The following is a 17,113-nucleotide window of genomic DNA, read 5'->3' on the forward strand; positions in this document are numbered from 1 at the left end:
ATATATATGAAAAAACAGATATGAAAAACTAGAAGATAAGTCTTCTGAAAGAGGTTTTTATGTTTATTGCAGTATTAATATTTGTCCTAACAATCACTTTTGTTATTTGGCAACCTAAAGGTTTAGGTATCGGCTGGAGTGCAACCGCGGGTGCACTAGTTGCACTACTGTTAGGTGTCATTCATCTTCAAGATATTCCTGTAGTTTGGAATATCGTCTGGAATGCAACTGCCACATTTGTTGCTGTTATTATTATCAGTCTGATTTTGGATGAAAGTGGCTTTTTTGAATGGGCAGCACTTCATGTTGCAAAATGGGGCGGTGGTAAGGGTCGTCTTTTATTTAGCTATATTATCCTGCTAGGTGCATCCGTTGCTGCACTGTTTGCCAACGATGGCGCTGCACTTATTTTAACACCCATTGTGATTGCAATGTTGCTCGCTCTTGGATTTAGTAAAGGCACAACATTGGCTTTTGTTATGGCGGCAGGATTTATTGCAGATACCGCGAGTTTGCCTTTAATTGTTTCAAATTTAGTCAATATCGTCTCTGCTGATTTCTTTAATATCGGATTTACGGAATATGCCTCAGTGATGGTTCCGGTTGATATTGCCGCTATTATCGCGACATTAATTATGTTGCATTGGTTTTTCCGCAAAGATATTCCTCAGCAATATGACACCTCTAAATTAGCGATGCCTGCGACAGCGATTAAAGATGTGAAAACATTTAGAGCAGGTTGGTTGGTATTGCTTCTTTTATTGCTTGGTTTTTTCATACTGGAACCGTTGGGTATTCCGATTAGTGCCATTGCAGCTGTTGGTGCCGTAATTTTGTGGTTTGTCGCGGCACAAGGAAAGGCGATTAATACTCGAAAAGTTTTACGAGAAGCACCTTGGCAAATCGTGATTTTCTCCCTTGGTATGTACCTTGTTGTTTATGGATTACGCAATGAGGGTTTGACTCATTATCTATCAGAAGTACTCAACACATTGGCAGAAAAAGGAATATGGGAAGCGACATTAGGAACAGGGTTTATTACCGCATTTTTATCTTCAATTATGAACAATATGCCAACTGTTCTTGTAGGTGCTTTATCTATTGAAGGTAGCAATGCGACGGGTTTAATTAAAGAAGCGATGATTTATGCCAATGTCATTGGTGCAGATCTCGGTCCAAAAATTACACCAATAGGAAGTTTAGCAACTTTATTGTGGCTACATGTATTATCACAAAAAAATATGACCATTACATGGGGCTATTATTTCAAAACGGGCATTATTATGACTATCCCAGTGCTGACAGTAACATTAATTGCTTTAGTACTTAGACTTACGTTAATAAATTGATGGTGACATTATGAGCAATATTACAATCTATCATAATCCAAATTGTGGTACTTCTCGCAATACGCTTGAAATGATCCGAAATAGTGGAATAGAGCCAGAAATTATCCATTATCTAGACACACCACCATCTAAACAGATTTTAGAAAAAATCATTGCTGATATGAATATTTCAGTTCGAGCATTATTACGAAAGAATGTTGAACCTTATGATAAATTAGGTCTTGGTCATATTGATGCTACTGATGAGCAACTTATTGATTATATGCTGCAATATCCAATATTAATCAATAGACCTATTGTTGTGACACCATTAGGAACTCGGTTATGCCGTCCTTCAGAAGTCGTTTTGGATATTCTTCCAAAAGCACAGAAAGGTGCCTTTTCAAAAGAAGATGGACAAAATGTTGTCGATGAAAAAGGGAATCGGCTGATATAAAAGAGTCTATTAACTATTTTTACGGTATTTTGCAGTAATAGAAGCCTCGTTAAGACGAGGTTTTCTTATGGTAATTAAGAAGCCAACACTATCTGACTTGAGAAAGAAGGAGGGCGGAAATGACAAAATAAAACACCCGCAAGCAGGTGTTTTATCATATTCAGCAAATATCGCTTATTCTTCGAAGTACCAATATCCTTGATTGATAAATTCGGTTAATTCCGCAACAAAGGCTGGGTTCTTCAATGCTTCACCAAGTCGATCTGCTCCAACTTCTGTAAACTGGCATAATGCATCTGCTCCCTTCGTTTCTTTGGTGGCCCAAGCTTCTGTATTCACAAAGAAATTTTCTCCGATGCGTAGAACGCGTAGTCCGCTTAGTCGGATCAGTTTTTCACCGTCATTCAACGCATTCAGTACTTCTTCTGGCTGATAAGGTGGTTCTGAAGGTGCAATATCTAGCTCATGACGCGGTGTAGTTGCAAAACGGCCTAACCACTGTTCAAAATCATCGGGCTTGTTGATCATCTCAATCATCATGGCGCGCAGGCGTTCAACTTCATGAGCTTCCATTATTCCTGCATTGTCGCGTACTGTCAGGTTTGGATCGCCATAATTGATCCCACCCAGATCTTGTTCTAGTGCATAGTCTGCAAAACTACTCAGCAAATCACGGCCATTTGGTCCACGAAAGCCGACAGAATAATTCATGGTATCTTCAAAGGTGAAGCCATCGTGAGGGAATCCAGGCGGGATATATAAAATATCTCCCGGTGCCATTTCCACATCAATAATTGGCTCAAACGGATCAACATGCAGTAATGCGGGATGAGGGCAGAACTGGCGCATTGGCAGGGCATCACCCACACGCCAGCGACGACGTCCCATTCCTTGAATGATAAAAACATCATAGTTATCAATATGTGGTCCGACACCACCTCCTGGCACTGAATAGGAGATCATCAGGTCGTCAAGACGCCATTCAGGCAACACTCGAAATGGTTTCACCAGTTCAGCTGCTGGCATATGCCAATGGTTGACAGCTTGAACTAGCAGTGACCATCCTTCTTCGCCTAATTCGCTGAAGTCTTCAAACGGACCGTGACTTGCTTCCCATTTGTTGCCAGTGAGGCTAACAAGGCGGCTGTCGATTTCTGGTTCCATTGCAAGACCAGCCAGTTCATCTGGTGTGATAGGATCAACAAAATCAGGAAATGCGTTTTTCAGTACAACAGGTTTTTTTTGCCAGTATTTTTCTAAAAATTCAGGCCAGTTAAGATTCAGTTTGTTAACCATGTGACCACATCTGTATCAATGAGTAAGTTGGTAATTATAGAAGTAATGCATTGTGATATTTTTGTTTGGCGTCAAATGGTAGTTAATAACTGTCAGGGGAATGTTTGTAGCTTTGAAGAAAAAACAAAACTATATTCAAGCTTTAGAAAAAGCATTGGTAAATAAGTGTTAAGTTAAGGATCAACCAACATCATCAACCAGCCAAAAACAGAGATTTCAATGCCTATCCGTATTTGGACACCAAGATTCGCATAATGTATATTATGTTAAATTGAATTCAATGTATAAACTCAGACTTTGTGAACCTTATTAATACCCCCACATAATGGCCAATTTCGTATCAAACCTTCTCCTTACCTTTTTACATTAAAATACTGAGCAAATATTTAATAGTTAATGATGAACAAAAACGTAACGCTTTTATTTTAATGCATCAACTCGATACTTATTTATCTAATGCGTTGTTATCTTCTATGCGATTAATTTTAGTACTGTACAAGCCTTAGTACCTTCTTATTTATTAGCGTTACCGCTTTCTATTGTCAGACAAAAAGCATTACAAGATGCAAATTTTTTGACCTTTATTTGCCAACAATTAAGCCAAAAACTTTATCAATCATCGTTAAAACACTCTCAATCCCCCTATTCTTCAGAATTTAAATTACGCCGATATTTATTTTTTAAAACTCAGCAAGAAGGACTCTCTTTTCAATTAGAAAAAAGAGATCCATTAGCGGCAATGCTTGGGATCTCAACCAGACAATTAAACCGCGCGTTAGCACATTTAGTGAGTATTAAAGCGATTACATTAAAGAACAAATCGATAACGGTATTAAATTGTGAATGCTTATCCTACATTGATAATTCAAATGAATAGGTTTTAAATAATAGATATTCAATTGAATATCAACTAATTACCTCATCTCTATCTTGTTCATTTTTTTTGATCCCTTAAAGCAAATGTTTTAAATGGTAATGAAATAAACTTGAGCTACAATTTAATAAACCTGCTGGAATAAACATAAAAAAACTTACTTTCATATCTTTAATTCATTTTAAAAAGAAATAGTTATCTGTATTGCTAATAAAGCGCGGTACGCTCACACCTTTTATTTAATAAAGGGTTAATTCCTTTTAAATAGGAAATCAAAAATCATGAATAAAACTTTCGCGACTGAAATATTTATCAATGGTGAGATCCATACTCTTGATAGAGAAAATCCTATCGCTCAAGCGATAGCCGTCTATCAAGGTAAATTTCTTTTTATTGGCTCAAATGATGAAGCGATGCAGTTTCAAAATGCAGAAACAAAAATCATTGATCTAAAAAAACACATTATTATTCCTGGGCTTAATGACTCGCATCTTCACCTTATTCGCGGTGGATTAAATTATAACCTTGAATTACGGTGGGAAGGCGTACCTTCGCTTTCTATTGCTCTTGAGATGTTAAAGGCACAAGCACAAGTGACACCGTCACCGCAATGGGTGCGTGTTGTTGGTGGTTGGAGCGAATTTCAATTTGCAGAGCGCCGTATGCCAACGCTAGATGAAATAAATGCGGTTTCTCCTGATACGCCAGTTTTTGTATTACACCTCTATGACAGTGCATTGCTAAACAAAGCCGCTTTACGTGCGATTGGTTATACCAAAGAGACGCCCAATCCACCGGGAGGCGAAATTCAGCGTGATGAACATGGCAACCCTACTGGATTGTTGATAGCAAAACCCAACGCTATGTTGCTCTATTCTGCATTAGCAAAAGGCCCTAAATTACCCCTTGAATATCAAGTGAATTCAACTCGTCAATTTATGAGAGAACTCAACCGCCTTGGTGTAACTAGCGCTATTGATGCGGGTGGTGGTTTTCAAAATTATCCTGAAGATTATCAAGTCGTTGATGAGCTAGCCAAGAATAATCAATTAACTATTCGTATTGCTTATAATTTATTTACCCAAAGACCAAAACAAGAATTTGAAGATTTCCAACAATGGACATCAATGGTATCACCTGGTGATGGCAGTGATTTTTATCGTCATAACGGTGCGGGTGAAATGTTAGTTTTTTCTGCGGCTGATTTTGAGGACTTCTTACAGCCAAGACCTGATCTTCCTGAAAATATGGAAGCTGAATTAGAAAAAGTGATCCGTCATTTAGTCGAACATCGCTGGCCATTTCGTTTACATGCCACTTATAACGAATCTATTAGTCGTATGTTAGATGTCTTTGAAAAAGTAAATAAAGACATTCCTTTCGATGGATTACATTGGTTTTTCGATCATGCTGAAACCATCAGTGAGAAAAATATTGAACGAGTTAAAGCGCTTGGTGGTGGATTAGCAATTCAACATCGTATGGCATTCCAAGGCGAATATTTTGCACAACGTTATGGCACAAAAGCACTGAAACAAACACCGCCTATCGCCAAAATGCTAAATGCAGAAGTGCCTGTGGGATTAGGTACAGATGCAACCCGTGTAGCTAGTTACAATCCGTGGACAGCGCTTTATTGGTTAGTTTCTGGGCGTACTGTGGGTGGTCTACAAATGTATGACGGCGATAATCGTTTAGACAGAGATACAGCGCTTATGTTATGGACGATGGGGAGTTCATGGTTCTCCAATGAACAAGGTAAAAAAGGTCAAATTAAAGCAGGTCAACTTGCCGATTTTATCGCCCTTTCTGCTGATTATTTTCGAGTGCCAGAAAACGAGATCAAAGCAATTGAATCACTTTTAACGGTAGTGGATGGAAAAATTGTGTATGCAAATGGTGATTTTTCATCATTAACACCACCGTCTATTCCCGTATTACCAGATTGGTCGCCTGTGATCAAAGTGCCAGGTCATTATTCTTATTTACAACAAGAGACAAAAACAGCGGTATTAAATCAGTTACATCAATGCTGTGGTGCCTGCCATGTTCATGGGCATCAACATGATATCGCTCGCCAATCATCCATTCCTATTTCAGATGATAATGCATTTTGGGGCGCTTTAGGCTGTTCTTGTTTTGCATTCTAATTTTTATGATAACGATGGTCGGTAATTTATTTACCGGCCATTTCAAACAAAGAGAGATAAGACGATGGCAACGCAACGCGCCTCTGCATGGTCGCCCTTACGTAATCGCATTTTTTTCGTATTATGGATGGCAACGCTATTTTCTAATATTGGTACTTGGATGAATGATGTGGGTGCTGGTTGGTTGATGACAAACCTAAGCCCTGATCCCGTTATGATTGCTGCTATTCAAGCCATGACGACATTACCTGTTTTCTTATTAGCACTTCCAGCTGGAGCCATTGCTGATATTTTCGATAAACGAAAACTGCTTATTTTCGTCAATATCTTAATGCTCTGTGCTGCCACTCTATTGGCTGTTTTGGTTTATTTCAATGTTATCAGTATTGGCTGGTTATTATTAATTACCTTTGTTTTGGGTTCTGGTGCGGCGTTTTTAGGCCCTGCATGGCAAGCTATTGTGCCAAGTATTGTCGAGCCTCATGAATTAAAATCAGGTATTGCCTTAAACAGTATGGGAATTAATATCAGCCGTGCAATAGGCCCCGCACTTGCAGGTATTTTGATTTCTCAAGTCGGTCTTTATCTTCCATTTTTACTTAATGCCTTGAGCTTTATCGCCATTATCCTTGCTGTCTGGTGGTGGGAAGGTGAGAAAAAAGAAGAAGAGAAACTCCCTGCTGAATCTGTTGTGGCAGCAATGATCTCTGGTTTACGTTATGCGCGTTATAGCCCCGCGTTGATAAAAACGATTATAAGAGCCACCAGCTTTTTTATTTTTGCAAGTGCCTATTGGGCAATGTTACCGCTAGTGGCTCGTGTCTCATTGCAAGGTGATGCGACATTATACGGTTTATTAACGACTAGCATTGGTATTGGTGCTGTCGTTGGCGCATTTAGCTTATCAACATTACGTGAAAAATTTAGCACCAGCACACTCATTGCTTTTGGCACCATAGGTACAGCTTTGGTGTTATTTATTTTTGCCAGTGCAACTTCAAAATATCTCGCTATTTTCGCCAGTATGCTTGCAGGATTTAGTTGGATAATCACCCTTTCCACATTAATGGTCTCCGCACAAACAGCATTACCTAATTGGGTTCGTGCGAGAGGTCTTGCACTCTATTTAACTGTGTTTTCAGGCTCTATGGCGTTAGGATCTCTCGTTTGGGGACAAATCGCTTCACATACTTCAGTGACGATCGCGTTACTGTGTGCAATGGTTGGGATTATTTTAGTTTGGTTATGTGTTTTGCGTGTCAAATTAGAACACGACAACATCAACTTACAGCATTCAGAACACTTTATTCTTGATGATGGACTTATTGAGATCACAACAGATAAAGGCCCTGTGTTAATTACCGTCAATTATCAAATTGAAGCAATTCACCGTGAGCAATTTCTCAGTTTAATGAATCGACTAAAAACGGTTCGTTTAAGAGATGGCGGTTATTCATGGGGATTGTTTGTTTCATCTGATGCGATTACGGAAAATAACGCTCAAACTTATATGGAAACTTTTATGGTGGCTTCTTGGGCTGAGCATCTTCGTCAACATGATCGCGCGACAATGGATGATAAACAGTTGCAACAACAATTAGATAAAATAATTAGCGCTAAAAAAGTGACACACTCTTTTTCTGCTTTTTCACGTAAGAAGTAATTAATTAGCCAAGCCATTAAAACTTACTGAATTAACTTAATGGCTTGGCTTATTTGTTTGTAATAACCTCTAAAATTCAATGTTACTTCACCCTCATTTTTTGCAGCACTAATCACGGTATTACGTTTATTTAATTCTAATGTAGTCCAATTACTGCCATTCACGCTGTACTGTGTTTCAACACCCACACCTTTGGCATTATCAGATGATGTATTTAATGCAAGTACGGTGCTATTTCCTGAAAATGCAGTGCCTTTAGGCGTTAAAATAACGGATAAACCTTTAGGACAGTCTAAGGTTAAATTCCAATTAATAATAAATAGAAATGGTATTAGTCATTATGGTTAAGGATTTAATGGGTGTGTTGTAATCAACACGTTATGCTGGATAACAATGCATCACCTTTATTTTATTCAGCCTAGTTTATTGCCACTCTCACTGCTTTCTTGTACTCTGCACCGCTTCTTACCTTTGAAATAACTAAAACGTATTTGAGAAAATCATGACAGGACATATTTCTAAAGATCCGCTACATGGCATCACTCTTGAAATGCAAGTAAATGCACTAGTAGCAAAATATGGTTGGGCTAAATTAGGGCAACTCATCAAAATTAACTGTTTTAGAAGTGATCCTAGCGTGAAATCGAGTTTAAAATTTTTGCGCAGAACACCTTGGGCGCGAGCAGAAGTGGAAGCGCTATATCTTGATTCTCTTGAAGCAGATATTGATGATGTGATTGAAGTTATCGATCACCCAGACTGTGATCCGTGGGCGAATAGTAGGAAGAGATAGGCGTTTTTATTTCCCTTTTGCCATGATTATCTCACTCATCCCTAAACTCTTTCGGCGTCATACCAAATTCTTTTTTAAAGATAGAGTAAAAATATTGCAGTGATGGATAGCCACACATCACGGATATTTCTTGTATCGCAAGTGTTGTGGTGGCTAATAAATTTTGAGCCCGTTTGAGCTTTTCTTCATAAATAACCGTGTGAATTGTCTTGCCAATTTCCTTTTTAAAGCGTTGTTCTAAATTAGAACGCGACATATTAACCGCATCTAAAACTTGCTCCGTTTTTATCCCCTTGCAAGCATTGTAATAAATATAATGCATAGCCTGTACAACGGTAGGATCGTTAAATGAATGGAAATCTGTTGAACGACGCTCAACAATTTTAACAGGGGGGACTAATATTCTTTGCTGTTTATCTGTTGAGTGCCCTTCTAATGTTTGATGTAAAAGCTTTGCTGCTAAATATCCCATTTGCCGTGAGCCTTGTACAACAGATGAAAGTGCAATGCGCGATAAATAACGAGTCATATCTTCGTCATCAATACCGATAATGCTTATTTCTTCAGGCACATTAATATTTAAATTATCGCAGACTTGCAGTAAATGACGCGCTCTTGCATCGGTGACTGCAATAATCCCTGTTTGTGGGGGTAATGTTTGTATCCAATCGGATAAACGGTTTTGCGCATGTTGCCAATTTTCTTGGGTAATATCCATGCCGTTATAAACAATGCCCGGATATTTTTCACTGGTGACTAATTGACGAAATGCATGCTCTCGTTCATTAGACCAATGAGGGTGATCTTTGGCTGGTAAACCATAAAAAGCAAAGTGTTTAAGCCCTTTTTGCTTTAAATGTAAAAAGGCTTGCTGGACTAATTCATAATTATCTGTGGCGATATAAGGTACAGATGGATAATTTTCTTCTTGATGATAAGAACCACCCACACCAATAACCGCTAATGGTAATTGGCTTAAATGTTTTGTAATAATGGGATCATCAAAATCAGCAATAATACCATCACAAACCCAACGGTTTATATTATCAAGCCGAGTACGAAAATCCTCTTCAATAAATACATCCCAATGACACTGTGATGCTTGAAGATATTCTCCAACACCCTCAACCACTTGTCGGTCATACACTTTATTAGCGTTGAATAACAGCACAATACGAAAGTATTTATCTTTTTTCATTTTACTCTACCTAATTACCCAGCCAGGCATTAAACCACAGCTTTAATTTTGCTAGAACTTGCTTTCATCGCTATGTGACTACTATCACACAAGCCAAATTTCGTAATAGCAAAGTAAAAAATAGGAATAACCAATGTTAATAACAACGAGTATTTTGTTTTTAAACCCGATTGCCGAGGAGATTTCTCATGTATCAGAATAACTTTAATAAATTAATTTCTAGGCAAAATACCTATAGTGCAAAATGGTGTAATAGTAACGCCAATGTTATCCCGTTATCTGTTGCAGATATGGATATTCCTGCGCCTGATTTTATTATTAATGAACTCACTCAATTTAATCTTAAAGGCATTTATGGCTATACCGACCTGAGCCATGATTGGAATAATGTTGCTGCCAATTGGTTTAAAACGCAATATCAGTGGGTTGTTGCCCCTGAGACGATTGTGTTTTGTCCTCGTATTATTCAAGCGGTTTCGCTTTATATTCAAAACTTCACACAAATTGGCGATAAAGTCACAACGCTGTCACCAGCTTATCATCCTATTAGCAATGCCGTTTGTGTCAATCAACGTGAACTATTAGAAAGTCCGTTGAGTTATCGTGACGGCTATTATGAAATTGATTTTGATGACTTGGAAAGTAAGTTTAAACAGTCTGTCTGCTTTATTTTGCTATCGCCACATAACCCAACAGGAACGGTATGGCAAAAAAGTGACTTATTAAAAATAGTGGAACTTGCGCAAAAATATCAGGTTTTTATTATTTCTGACGATGTGCATGCAGATTTTATTTTTGATGACGCAACTTATCACCCTATTTCATCAGTAAATACATATGTAGAACAACACTCCTTTATTTGTACTTCTCCCGCTAAAACATTCAATTTAGCTGGCCTTGAAATTGCCAATATTGTTATTGCCAATCCTGAATATCGTGAAAAATTCAAGCAATGCTTAATTGCTGCGGGTATTCATAATCCTGGCTATTTTTCAGTGCCCGCTTTTTTACAAGCCTATACCTTACAAGGCCAACAGTGGGTTGGTGAATTAAAAATGTACCTTGCTGATAACCGTCGTTGGGTAAAAGAACAATGTGAACGTTACTTTCCTAATTGGGTTATCACACAAAGTCATGGCACCTACATGCTATGGATCAACTACCAAAAGATGCAGTTATCTGAAGAACAACTAAAACATTGGTTTGTTTCATTAGCTGAAGTGGAAATGAGTTGGGGGCGTGGTTTTGGTGCGGTTGGGGATGGTTTTTTCCGCATTAATATCGCGACACCTCGTTCAATATTAGAAACCGTTTTCACTCGGCTTATTCGTACCTTACCTCATGCCAGTTCGGAATAAATTACAATGAAAACGCAAACGATAAACAGCCCGAGAACACCTACATTACTCGAATCACTCTTTCCTATATTCACCATGGTGGTGCTATTAGGCGGAGGCTACGCCGCTTTTGATTTACCACCAGAGCCTTTAATGGTGCTATCTACCGTTGTAGCTGCGCTATTAGTAAAACGATTAGGATATCGCTATGACGAGATCTTAACGGCAATCTCACAAAAAATTGCTAAAACCATGCCAGCATTGCTGATTTTAATCAGTGTGGGCTTATTAATAGGCACATGGATGATTGGTGGCACCATTCCACTGATGATCTATTACGGATTAAAAATGATCAGCCCAGAAATGCTGTACGTTACGGCATTATTGGTCACATCATTAGTATCAGTCTGTACGGGAACTTCATGGGGCTCTGCGGGAACCATCGGCGTTGCTTTTATGGGCGTAGCTGTAGGTATGGATGCTAACCTTGCCGCAACCGCAGGTGCGGTAGTTGCCGGCGCCTATTTTGGTGACAAACTTTCACCATTATCAGGTGATACTAACCTTGCAGCTATGGCAGCTAGAATCGACCTTTATCAGCATATCTGGCACTTACTTTACACCACACTGCCTTCTCTGATTTTAACGGCGATTGTGATGACTGTTTATGGCATGAATGGCGATTTAGCTGGTCAAGGTGTGCCAGAAAAAATGACATTAATTACAAATGGTCTTGAGAATGTTTATAACTTCAATCTAATCCTTCTCATTCCAGTATTAGTGATTTTATATGGTTCAGTAACGAAAAAACCGACTATCCCAGTGATGTTAGCTTCTGCCGCTATTGCGATGTTTAACGCTTATCTTATTCAAGGTTTTGGTTTACATGACATCGTAAAAAGTGCCGTTGATGGCTTTAATGTCTCGATGATCCAAGGTAAAGAAGTCCCTGAATTATTAGGTAATTTATTAAATCGTGGTGGCATGAACTCAATGATGAGCACCTTGCTTATCTGTTTCTGCGCCCTCTCTTTTGCCGGTACTTTATCGTTAAGTGGCGCATTAGAAGTGATTGTCCATGCATTGTTAAAAAAGGTTCACTCAACAGGTTCAATGATCTTAGCCACAATTGCTTGTGGGCTAACCATGATTGGCGTGACCTGTAATGGACAAATCTCAATCCTTATTCCTATCGAAATGTTACGCGGTGCCTATATCGAACGAGGATTACACCCTAAAAACCTCGCTCGTACTGTCGAAGACTCCGCCACTATCTTTGAACCTATTTTACCGTGGACAGCCGCAGGGGCTTATATGGCAGGTACGTTAGGTGTTGCAACCTTAAGTTACTTACCTTGGGCCGTATTGTGCTGGAGTGGCATCTTCTTTGCCATGCTGTGGGGTTTCACGGGCTTTGGCATTACCAAATTAACACCAGAAGAGCAGGAAGAAATGACTGCTGAGCTTGAATCACATTCAGAATTACAACTTGATACTAAATAAGGACGGTTCCATGTCTTACTTTGATAAAATTGAACAAATTCAATATGAAGGCACAACAAGCGATAACCCATTAGCGTTTCGTTACTATAATCCTGATGAGATTATTTTAGGTAAGCGAATGGAAGATCACCTAAGATTTGCGGCTTGTTATTGGCATAACTTCTGCTGGAATGGTTCTGATATGTTCGGTATCGGTACTTTTGATAGACCGTGGCAAACACCGGGTGAAGCCTTAGAGCAAGCAAAACGCAAAGCTGATGTTGCCTTTGAATTCTTTCATAAACTCAATGTTCCTTTCTACTGTTTTCATGACGTCGATGTTATTTCTGAAGGTAATAATATCAATGAATATATCTCTAATATGGCGGCAATCACCGATGTATTAGCGAGAAAACAAGAAGAAACCAACGTTAAGTTATTATGGGGAACGGCAAACTGCTTCACTAATCCTCGTTATGGTGCAGGTGCGGCAACTAACCCAGATCCTGACGTTTTTGCATGGGCAGCGACACAAGTCTGTGAAGCGATGAAAGCGACAAAAACACTGGGTGGCGAAAACTATGTATTATGGGGCGGACGCGAAGGCTACGAAACGCTATTAAACACGGATTTACGCCAAGAAAGAGAGCAAATTGGCCGTTTTATGCAGATGGTCGTTGAACACAAACATAAAATTGGTTTCCAAGGCACATTATTGATTGAACCCAAACCACAAGAGCCGACAAAACATCAGTATGATTACGATACTGCGACTGTTTATGGTTTCTTAAAACAGTTTGGCCTTGAAAAAGAAGTCAAAGTAAATATTGAAGCAAACCACGCTACATTGGCGGGACATAGCTTCCACCATGAAATTGCCACTGCCATTGCGCTAGGGATTTTAGGTTCAGTTGATGCTAACCGTGGCGATCCACAATTAGGTTGGGATACAGACCAATTCCCAAATAGCGTAGAAGAAAATGCACTCGTGATGTATGAAATTCTTAAATCAGGTGGCTTCACAACGGGTGGTTTAAACTTTGATGCTAAAGTTCGTCGTCAAAGTAATGATAAATATGACCTTTTCTATGGGCATATTTCAGGAATGGACACGATGGCAATAGCGTTACGCATTGCGGCAAGAATGATCCAAGATGGTGGACTTGATAAATTCACTGCACAGCGCTATTCAGGTTGGAGTGCTGAATTTGGTCAAAATATCTTACAAGGTCAATTAAGCCTTGAAGATGTGGCGAAATATGCACAAAGCAATACCTTAGCACCACAGTTACAAAGTGGACGCCAAGAAATGCTCGAAAGCTTAGTGAATCGCTATATTTTTGGTTAATAGCATCAATGTAATAACACAGCGGGTTTTCCGCTGTGTTTATTAATTAGATACAGGTCATGAGGTAATTTCATGTATTTAGGGCTAGATTTAGGCACATCAAGCGTTAAAGCGATCATAATGAATGAACAAGGTGACGTTGTCACTAGCCATTCAGTTCCTTTAACAATTTCACGCCCTCACCCTCAATGGTCAGAACAAGATCCACTACAATGGTGGCAAGCAACAGAAGAAGCCATTCTTCAGCTTGGATGTCATTTTCCAATGGATCAAATTGAGGCGATTGGATTAAGCGGACAGATGCATGGCGCCGTTTTGCTTGATGATCAGCAAGCGGTTTTACGTCCTGCAATATTATGGAATGATGGACGCAGTTTTAAACAGTGCCAAATGCTTGAGGCGCAATATCCTCAGTTTAAAAAAATCACGGGTAACTTAGTTATGCCCGGCTTTACTGCGCCAAAACTACAATGGGTTGCTGAATATGAACCTGAAATCTTTCAACGCATTGCACATGTTTTATTACCTAAAGATTTTTTACGTTGGAAGATGAGCGGTAATTTCGCCAGTGATATGTCAGATTCAGCTGGTACGCTTTGGTTAGATATGCAAAAACGAGATTGGAGTGATGAGCTTTTAAAGGTAACAGGATTAACGCGTCGTCAAATGCCCACGTTGTTTGAAGGTAATCAAATAACGGGCTATCTATTGGCTGATATCGCTAAAAAATGGCAGATGAAACAAGTACCTATTATTGCTGGTGGCGGCGATAATGCAGCAGGTGCAATTGGCGTGGGTGTTTATCAACCAGGTCAGGCAATGCTTTCTTTAGGTACGTCGGGTGTTTATTTTGTGGTGAGTGAACAGTTTCTCCAAAATAGTGATAATGCCGTACACAGTTTTTGTCATGCATTACCTAATACTTGGCATTTAATGTCGGTGATGCTGAGTGCTGCATCATGTCTTGATTGGGTGTGTCAACTAACAGGTATTGAGAGTGTGAGTGCGATGTTTGAAGAAATTGAACACGCTACTTTTGCTGATAGCCCTCTACTTTTTTTACCTTATCTTTCAGGTGAACGGACACCTTATAACAACCCTAATGCGAAAGGTATCTTTTGGGGATTAACCCATGAGCATCAACGAGCTGATTTATGCCAAGCGGTTCTAGAAGGAGTGAGTTTTGCGTTACGGCAAGGTATTGAAGTTGCTGAAAATGCAGGTCAATCAGCTGATAATATTACATTAATTGGTGGTGGAGCCAGAAGTGGATATTGGCGGCAACTGCTTGCTGATATTACAGGAAAAACACTTGATTATCGCCAAGGCGGTGATGTTGGCCCTGCTCTTGGTGCAGCAAGATTGGCTCAATTAGCGGTAAATCCAGCACATTCATCACAAGTTATTCTTTCTCAACCTAAGCTTAAAAAACGTCATACACCAAATTTAGAAAAACATAAAATATACGATAAAAAATATCATGCATTTAAAAAGTTATATTCATTAATAGAGACGATGGAAATATAACAATATTGCGTCAATATCAGGGTATTTAGAGCAATTAATTGAAAGTAAAACCTTTAAGGTAACTCCTTGCTAGTAATCGAATTTACTAGCAAGGCAAAAAATTAACGATATCCCCGACTGTGGTTTTTGGCTGACCAACTGTAGGTTTCATCACTCGGGGCTAGTTTTTGTTTTTTCTTGAGGGCTTGTGCTTTTTTGGTGGCTTTTTCAACTTCGAGGGAGATTTCGGTAATAATGGAGTCTTTGACTTTGTTCATTTCAGCATTCGTTAATTCACGCCCTAATTTCTTTCTCTCTTGACCTATTCGGGTTCTTACTCGCATTTGTTGGGCATCTGTCATTTCTTGGAGTGTCAGTTTCTTCATTCTATTACCCTACTTATGTTGAGTGAGGAGTCTTTAATATAGCATTATCCCGTTATTGCATCATCACTATATTCTTAAATTTAGATCGCTATTTTATTGAAGATCCATTACGCCTTAAAAAAGCGCGTAATGGATGAAGTTTAATAACCAATAACTTAAATAATTAAATTAATTTCAAAAAGGTCACTTTGAATTCATCAATATCTTGTTGTGTTGTTGCCCAAGAAGTACAAAGACGTAAACAACTCAAATTAGGGGCTTCAAGTAAAACACGATGAAAAACAAACTGCTGTGTTAATTTTTCTGCAATCGTGTTTGGCAAAATAACAAAAATTTGGTTGGATTCTGGTGGCGCTAAAAATTCAAAGCCTTGTGCAGTAAAGAACTCAGTTAATTGTGATGCCATTTCATTAAGGTGTTTACCTAATTTGAAATAGAGATCCTCTTTAAATAAAGCTTCAAATTGCGCGCCTAATAACCAGCCTTTCGCTTGTAATCCACCCTTTTGTTTTAAGCTAAAACGAAAATCAGATTTTAGTGCTGGGTGACAAATCACTAGCGTTTCAGCTGACATTGCACCAATTTTAGTGCCACCAATATAAAAAGCATCGGTTAAGCTAGCGATATCTTCGATAGTCAGATCGCTTTGTGCAGACATTAATCCTGCTGCCAAACGAGCACCATCAAGATATAACCATAAGTTATGCTCGTTACAGAAATCACGCAGTGCTTGCAACTCCGCTTTGCGATAAACCGTACCAATTTCGGTGGCATTCGTAATATAAACAAGCTTAGGTTGAACCCAGTGTTCATCGTTATGTTCAGCGAGAATAGGTTTTAACAATGCGGGCGTTAATTTACCATCTGCCGAAAAAGTGGTGATAACTTTGTGCCCCGTTGCTTCAATAGCACCTGTTTCATGTGTAGCGATATGCCCAGTACTAACAGAAATAACAGCTTGGTGTGGACGTAAAAAATGAGAGATAGCGGTTAAATTAGTAATGGTGCCACCATTAAAAAAGTGAATATCTGCACTAGGTTGTTGAATACGCTGTTTTATTGATTGAGCAGCTTGATGACAAAGCTTATCCATACCATATCCATCATAGCGTTGCCCTATTGTATCAGTGATTGCTTTCATGACCGCAGGATGTGCAATTTCATTATAATCATTTTGGAAGCGGTACATGTGTTCTCCTGTCGAATGTTGTGTTTTTATCGTGTTTTATAAAGAAAAAAGAAAAACGCTTTACATCTAATCAATACAAAGATTGAATGTAAAGCGCTTTAATATA

15 protein-coding genes are annotated in these 17,113 nt (G+C 38.9%); 10 read left to right on the forward strand and 5 right to left on the reverse strand.

Features of this window, described 5'->3' with window-relative positions; all coding sequences use genetic code 11:
• Positions 1 to 59: 59 nt before the first annotated feature.
• Positions 60 to 1,349, forward strand: coding sequence for an arsenic transporter (locus JEP36_RS03875; protein WP_198619537.1), 1,290 nt, complete (start codon positions 60 to 62; stop codon positions 1,347 to 1,349).
• Positions 1,350 to 1,359: 10 nt separating this feature from the next.
• Positions 1,360 to 1,785, forward strand: coding sequence for a glutaredoxin-dependent arsenate reductase (gene arsC / locus JEP36_RS03880; RefSeq protein WP_198619536.1), 426 nt, complete (start codon positions 1,360 to 1,362; stop codon positions 1,783 to 1,785).
• A 174-nt stretch (positions 1,786 to 1,959) separates the two neighbouring features.
• Here the strand turns inward: arsC and JEP36_RS03885 are convergent, their stop codons facing one another.
• Entirely contained in the window at positions 1,960 to 3,081 is a 1,122-nt protein-coding gene (locus JEP36_RS03885; RefSeq protein ID WP_198625608.1) for a ribosomal protein uL16 3-hydroxylase, read from the reverse strand.
• A 574-nt stretch (positions 3,082 to 3,655) separates the two neighbouring features.
• On the opposite strand from JEP36_RS03885, the gene JEP36_RS03890 reads away from it, so the two are divergent.
• From JEP36_RS03890 to JEP36_RS03900, 3 genes are all read left to right on the forward strand, one after another.
• On the forward strand, positions 3,656 to 3,958 hold the full coding sequence (locus JEP36_RS03890) for a winged helix-turn-helix domain-containing protein (protein ID WP_052038366.1): 303 nt from the start codon (positions 3,656 to 3,658) through the stop codon (positions 3,956 to 3,958).
• Positions 3,959 to 4,236: 278 nt separating this feature from the next.
• Entirely contained in the window at positions 4,237 to 6,105 is a 1,869-nt protein-coding gene (locus JEP36_RS03895; RefSeq protein ID WP_040133175.1) for an amidohydrolase, read from the forward strand.
• Between the two features lie 64 nt (positions 6,106 to 6,169).
• Positions 6,170 to 7,768 carry an MFS transporter gene (locus tag JEP36_RS03900; RefSeq protein WP_040133174.1) on the forward strand — a complete coding sequence of 533 codons (1,599 nt, stop codon included), beginning with the start codon at positions 6,170 to 6,172 and terminating at the stop codon, positions 7,766 to 7,768.
• A gap of 23 nt (positions 7,769 to 7,791) precedes the next feature.
• On the opposite strand, the gene JEP36_RS03905 is transcribed toward JEP36_RS03900, so the two are convergent.
• Positions 7,792 to 7,956: a hypothetical protein gene (locus tag JEP36_RS03905; RefSeq protein WP_180949074.1), complete on the reverse strand. Its 165-nt coding sequence runs from the start codon at positions 7,954 to 7,956 to the stop codon at positions 7,792 to 7,794.
• Between the two features lie 314 nt (positions 7,957 to 8,270).
• Here JEP36_RS03905 and JEP36_RS03910 point away from each other — a divergent pair, with 314 nt between their 5' ends.
• Entirely contained in the window at positions 8,271 to 8,561 is a 291-nt protein-coding gene (locus tag JEP36_RS03910; RefSeq protein ID WP_040133173.1) for a VF530 family DNA-binding protein, read from the forward strand.
• A 31-nt stretch (positions 8,562 to 8,592) separates the two neighbouring features.
• Here the strand turns inward: JEP36_RS03910 and JEP36_RS03915 are convergent, their stop codons facing one another.
• Positions 8,593 to 9,759, reverse strand: a complete 1,167-nt coding sequence (locus JEP36_RS03915; RefSeq protein ID WP_040133172.1) for a XylR family transcriptional regulator — start codon at positions 9,757 to 9,759, stop codon at positions 8,593 to 8,595.
• Positions 9,760 to 9,947: 188 nt separating this feature from the next.
• On the opposite strand from JEP36_RS03915, the gene JEP36_RS03920 reads away from it, so the two are divergent.
• The 4 genes from JEP36_RS03920 to xylB all read left to right on the forward strand — a co-directional run bounded on the left by JEP36_RS03920 (position 9,948) and on the right by xylB (position 15,453).
• Entirely contained in the window at positions 9,948 to 11,117 is a 1,170-nt protein-coding gene (locus JEP36_RS03920; protein WP_040133171.1) for a MalY/PatB family protein, read from the forward strand.
• Positions 11,118 to 11,123: 6 nt separating this feature from the next.
• Positions 11,124 to 12,599 (forward strand): Na+/H+ antiporter NhaC, encoded by a 1,476-nt coding sequence (gene nhaC / locus JEP36_RS03925; protein ID WP_040133170.1) that lies wholly within the window; start codon positions 11,124 to 11,126, stop codon positions 12,597 to 12,599.
• Positions 12,600 to 12,609: 10 nt separating this feature from the next.
• Positions 12,610 to 13,926 (forward strand): xylose isomerase, encoded by a 1,317-nt coding sequence (gene xylA, locus JEP36_RS03930; protein ID WP_040133169.1) that lies wholly within the window; start codon positions 12,610 to 12,612, stop codon positions 13,924 to 13,926.
• Between the two features lie 72 nt (positions 13,927 to 13,998).
• Positions 13,999 to 15,453 (forward strand): xylulokinase, encoded by a 1,455-nt coding sequence (gene xylB / locus JEP36_RS03935; RefSeq protein ID WP_040133168.1) that lies wholly within the window; start codon positions 13,999 to 14,001, stop codon positions 15,451 to 15,453.
• A gap of 101 nt (positions 15,454 to 15,554) precedes the next feature.
• Here xylB and JEP36_RS03940 read toward each other — a convergent pair whose 3' ends face one another.
• Together JEP36_RS03940 and JEP36_RS03945 are read right to left on the reverse strand one after the other, a co-directional pair.
• Complete coding sequence (locus JEP36_RS03940; RefSeq protein ID WP_040133167.1) at positions 15,555 to 15,818, reverse strand: DUF3811 domain-containing protein; 264 nt, start codon at positions 15,816 to 15,818, stop codon at positions 15,555 to 15,557.
• A 163-nt stretch (positions 15,819 to 15,981) separates the two neighbouring features.
• Positions 15,982 to 17,007, reverse strand: a complete 1,026-nt coding sequence (locus tag JEP36_RS03945; protein WP_040133166.1) for a threonine aldolase family protein — start codon at positions 17,005 to 17,007, stop codon at positions 15,982 to 15,984.
• Positions 17,008 to 17,113 lie beyond the last annotated feature (106 nt).

The sequence above is a fragment of the Proteus sp. PR00208 genome, assembly GCF_016238545.1.
GTDB lineage: Bacteria > Pseudomonadota > Gammaproteobacteria > Enterobacterales > Enterobacteriaceae > Proteus.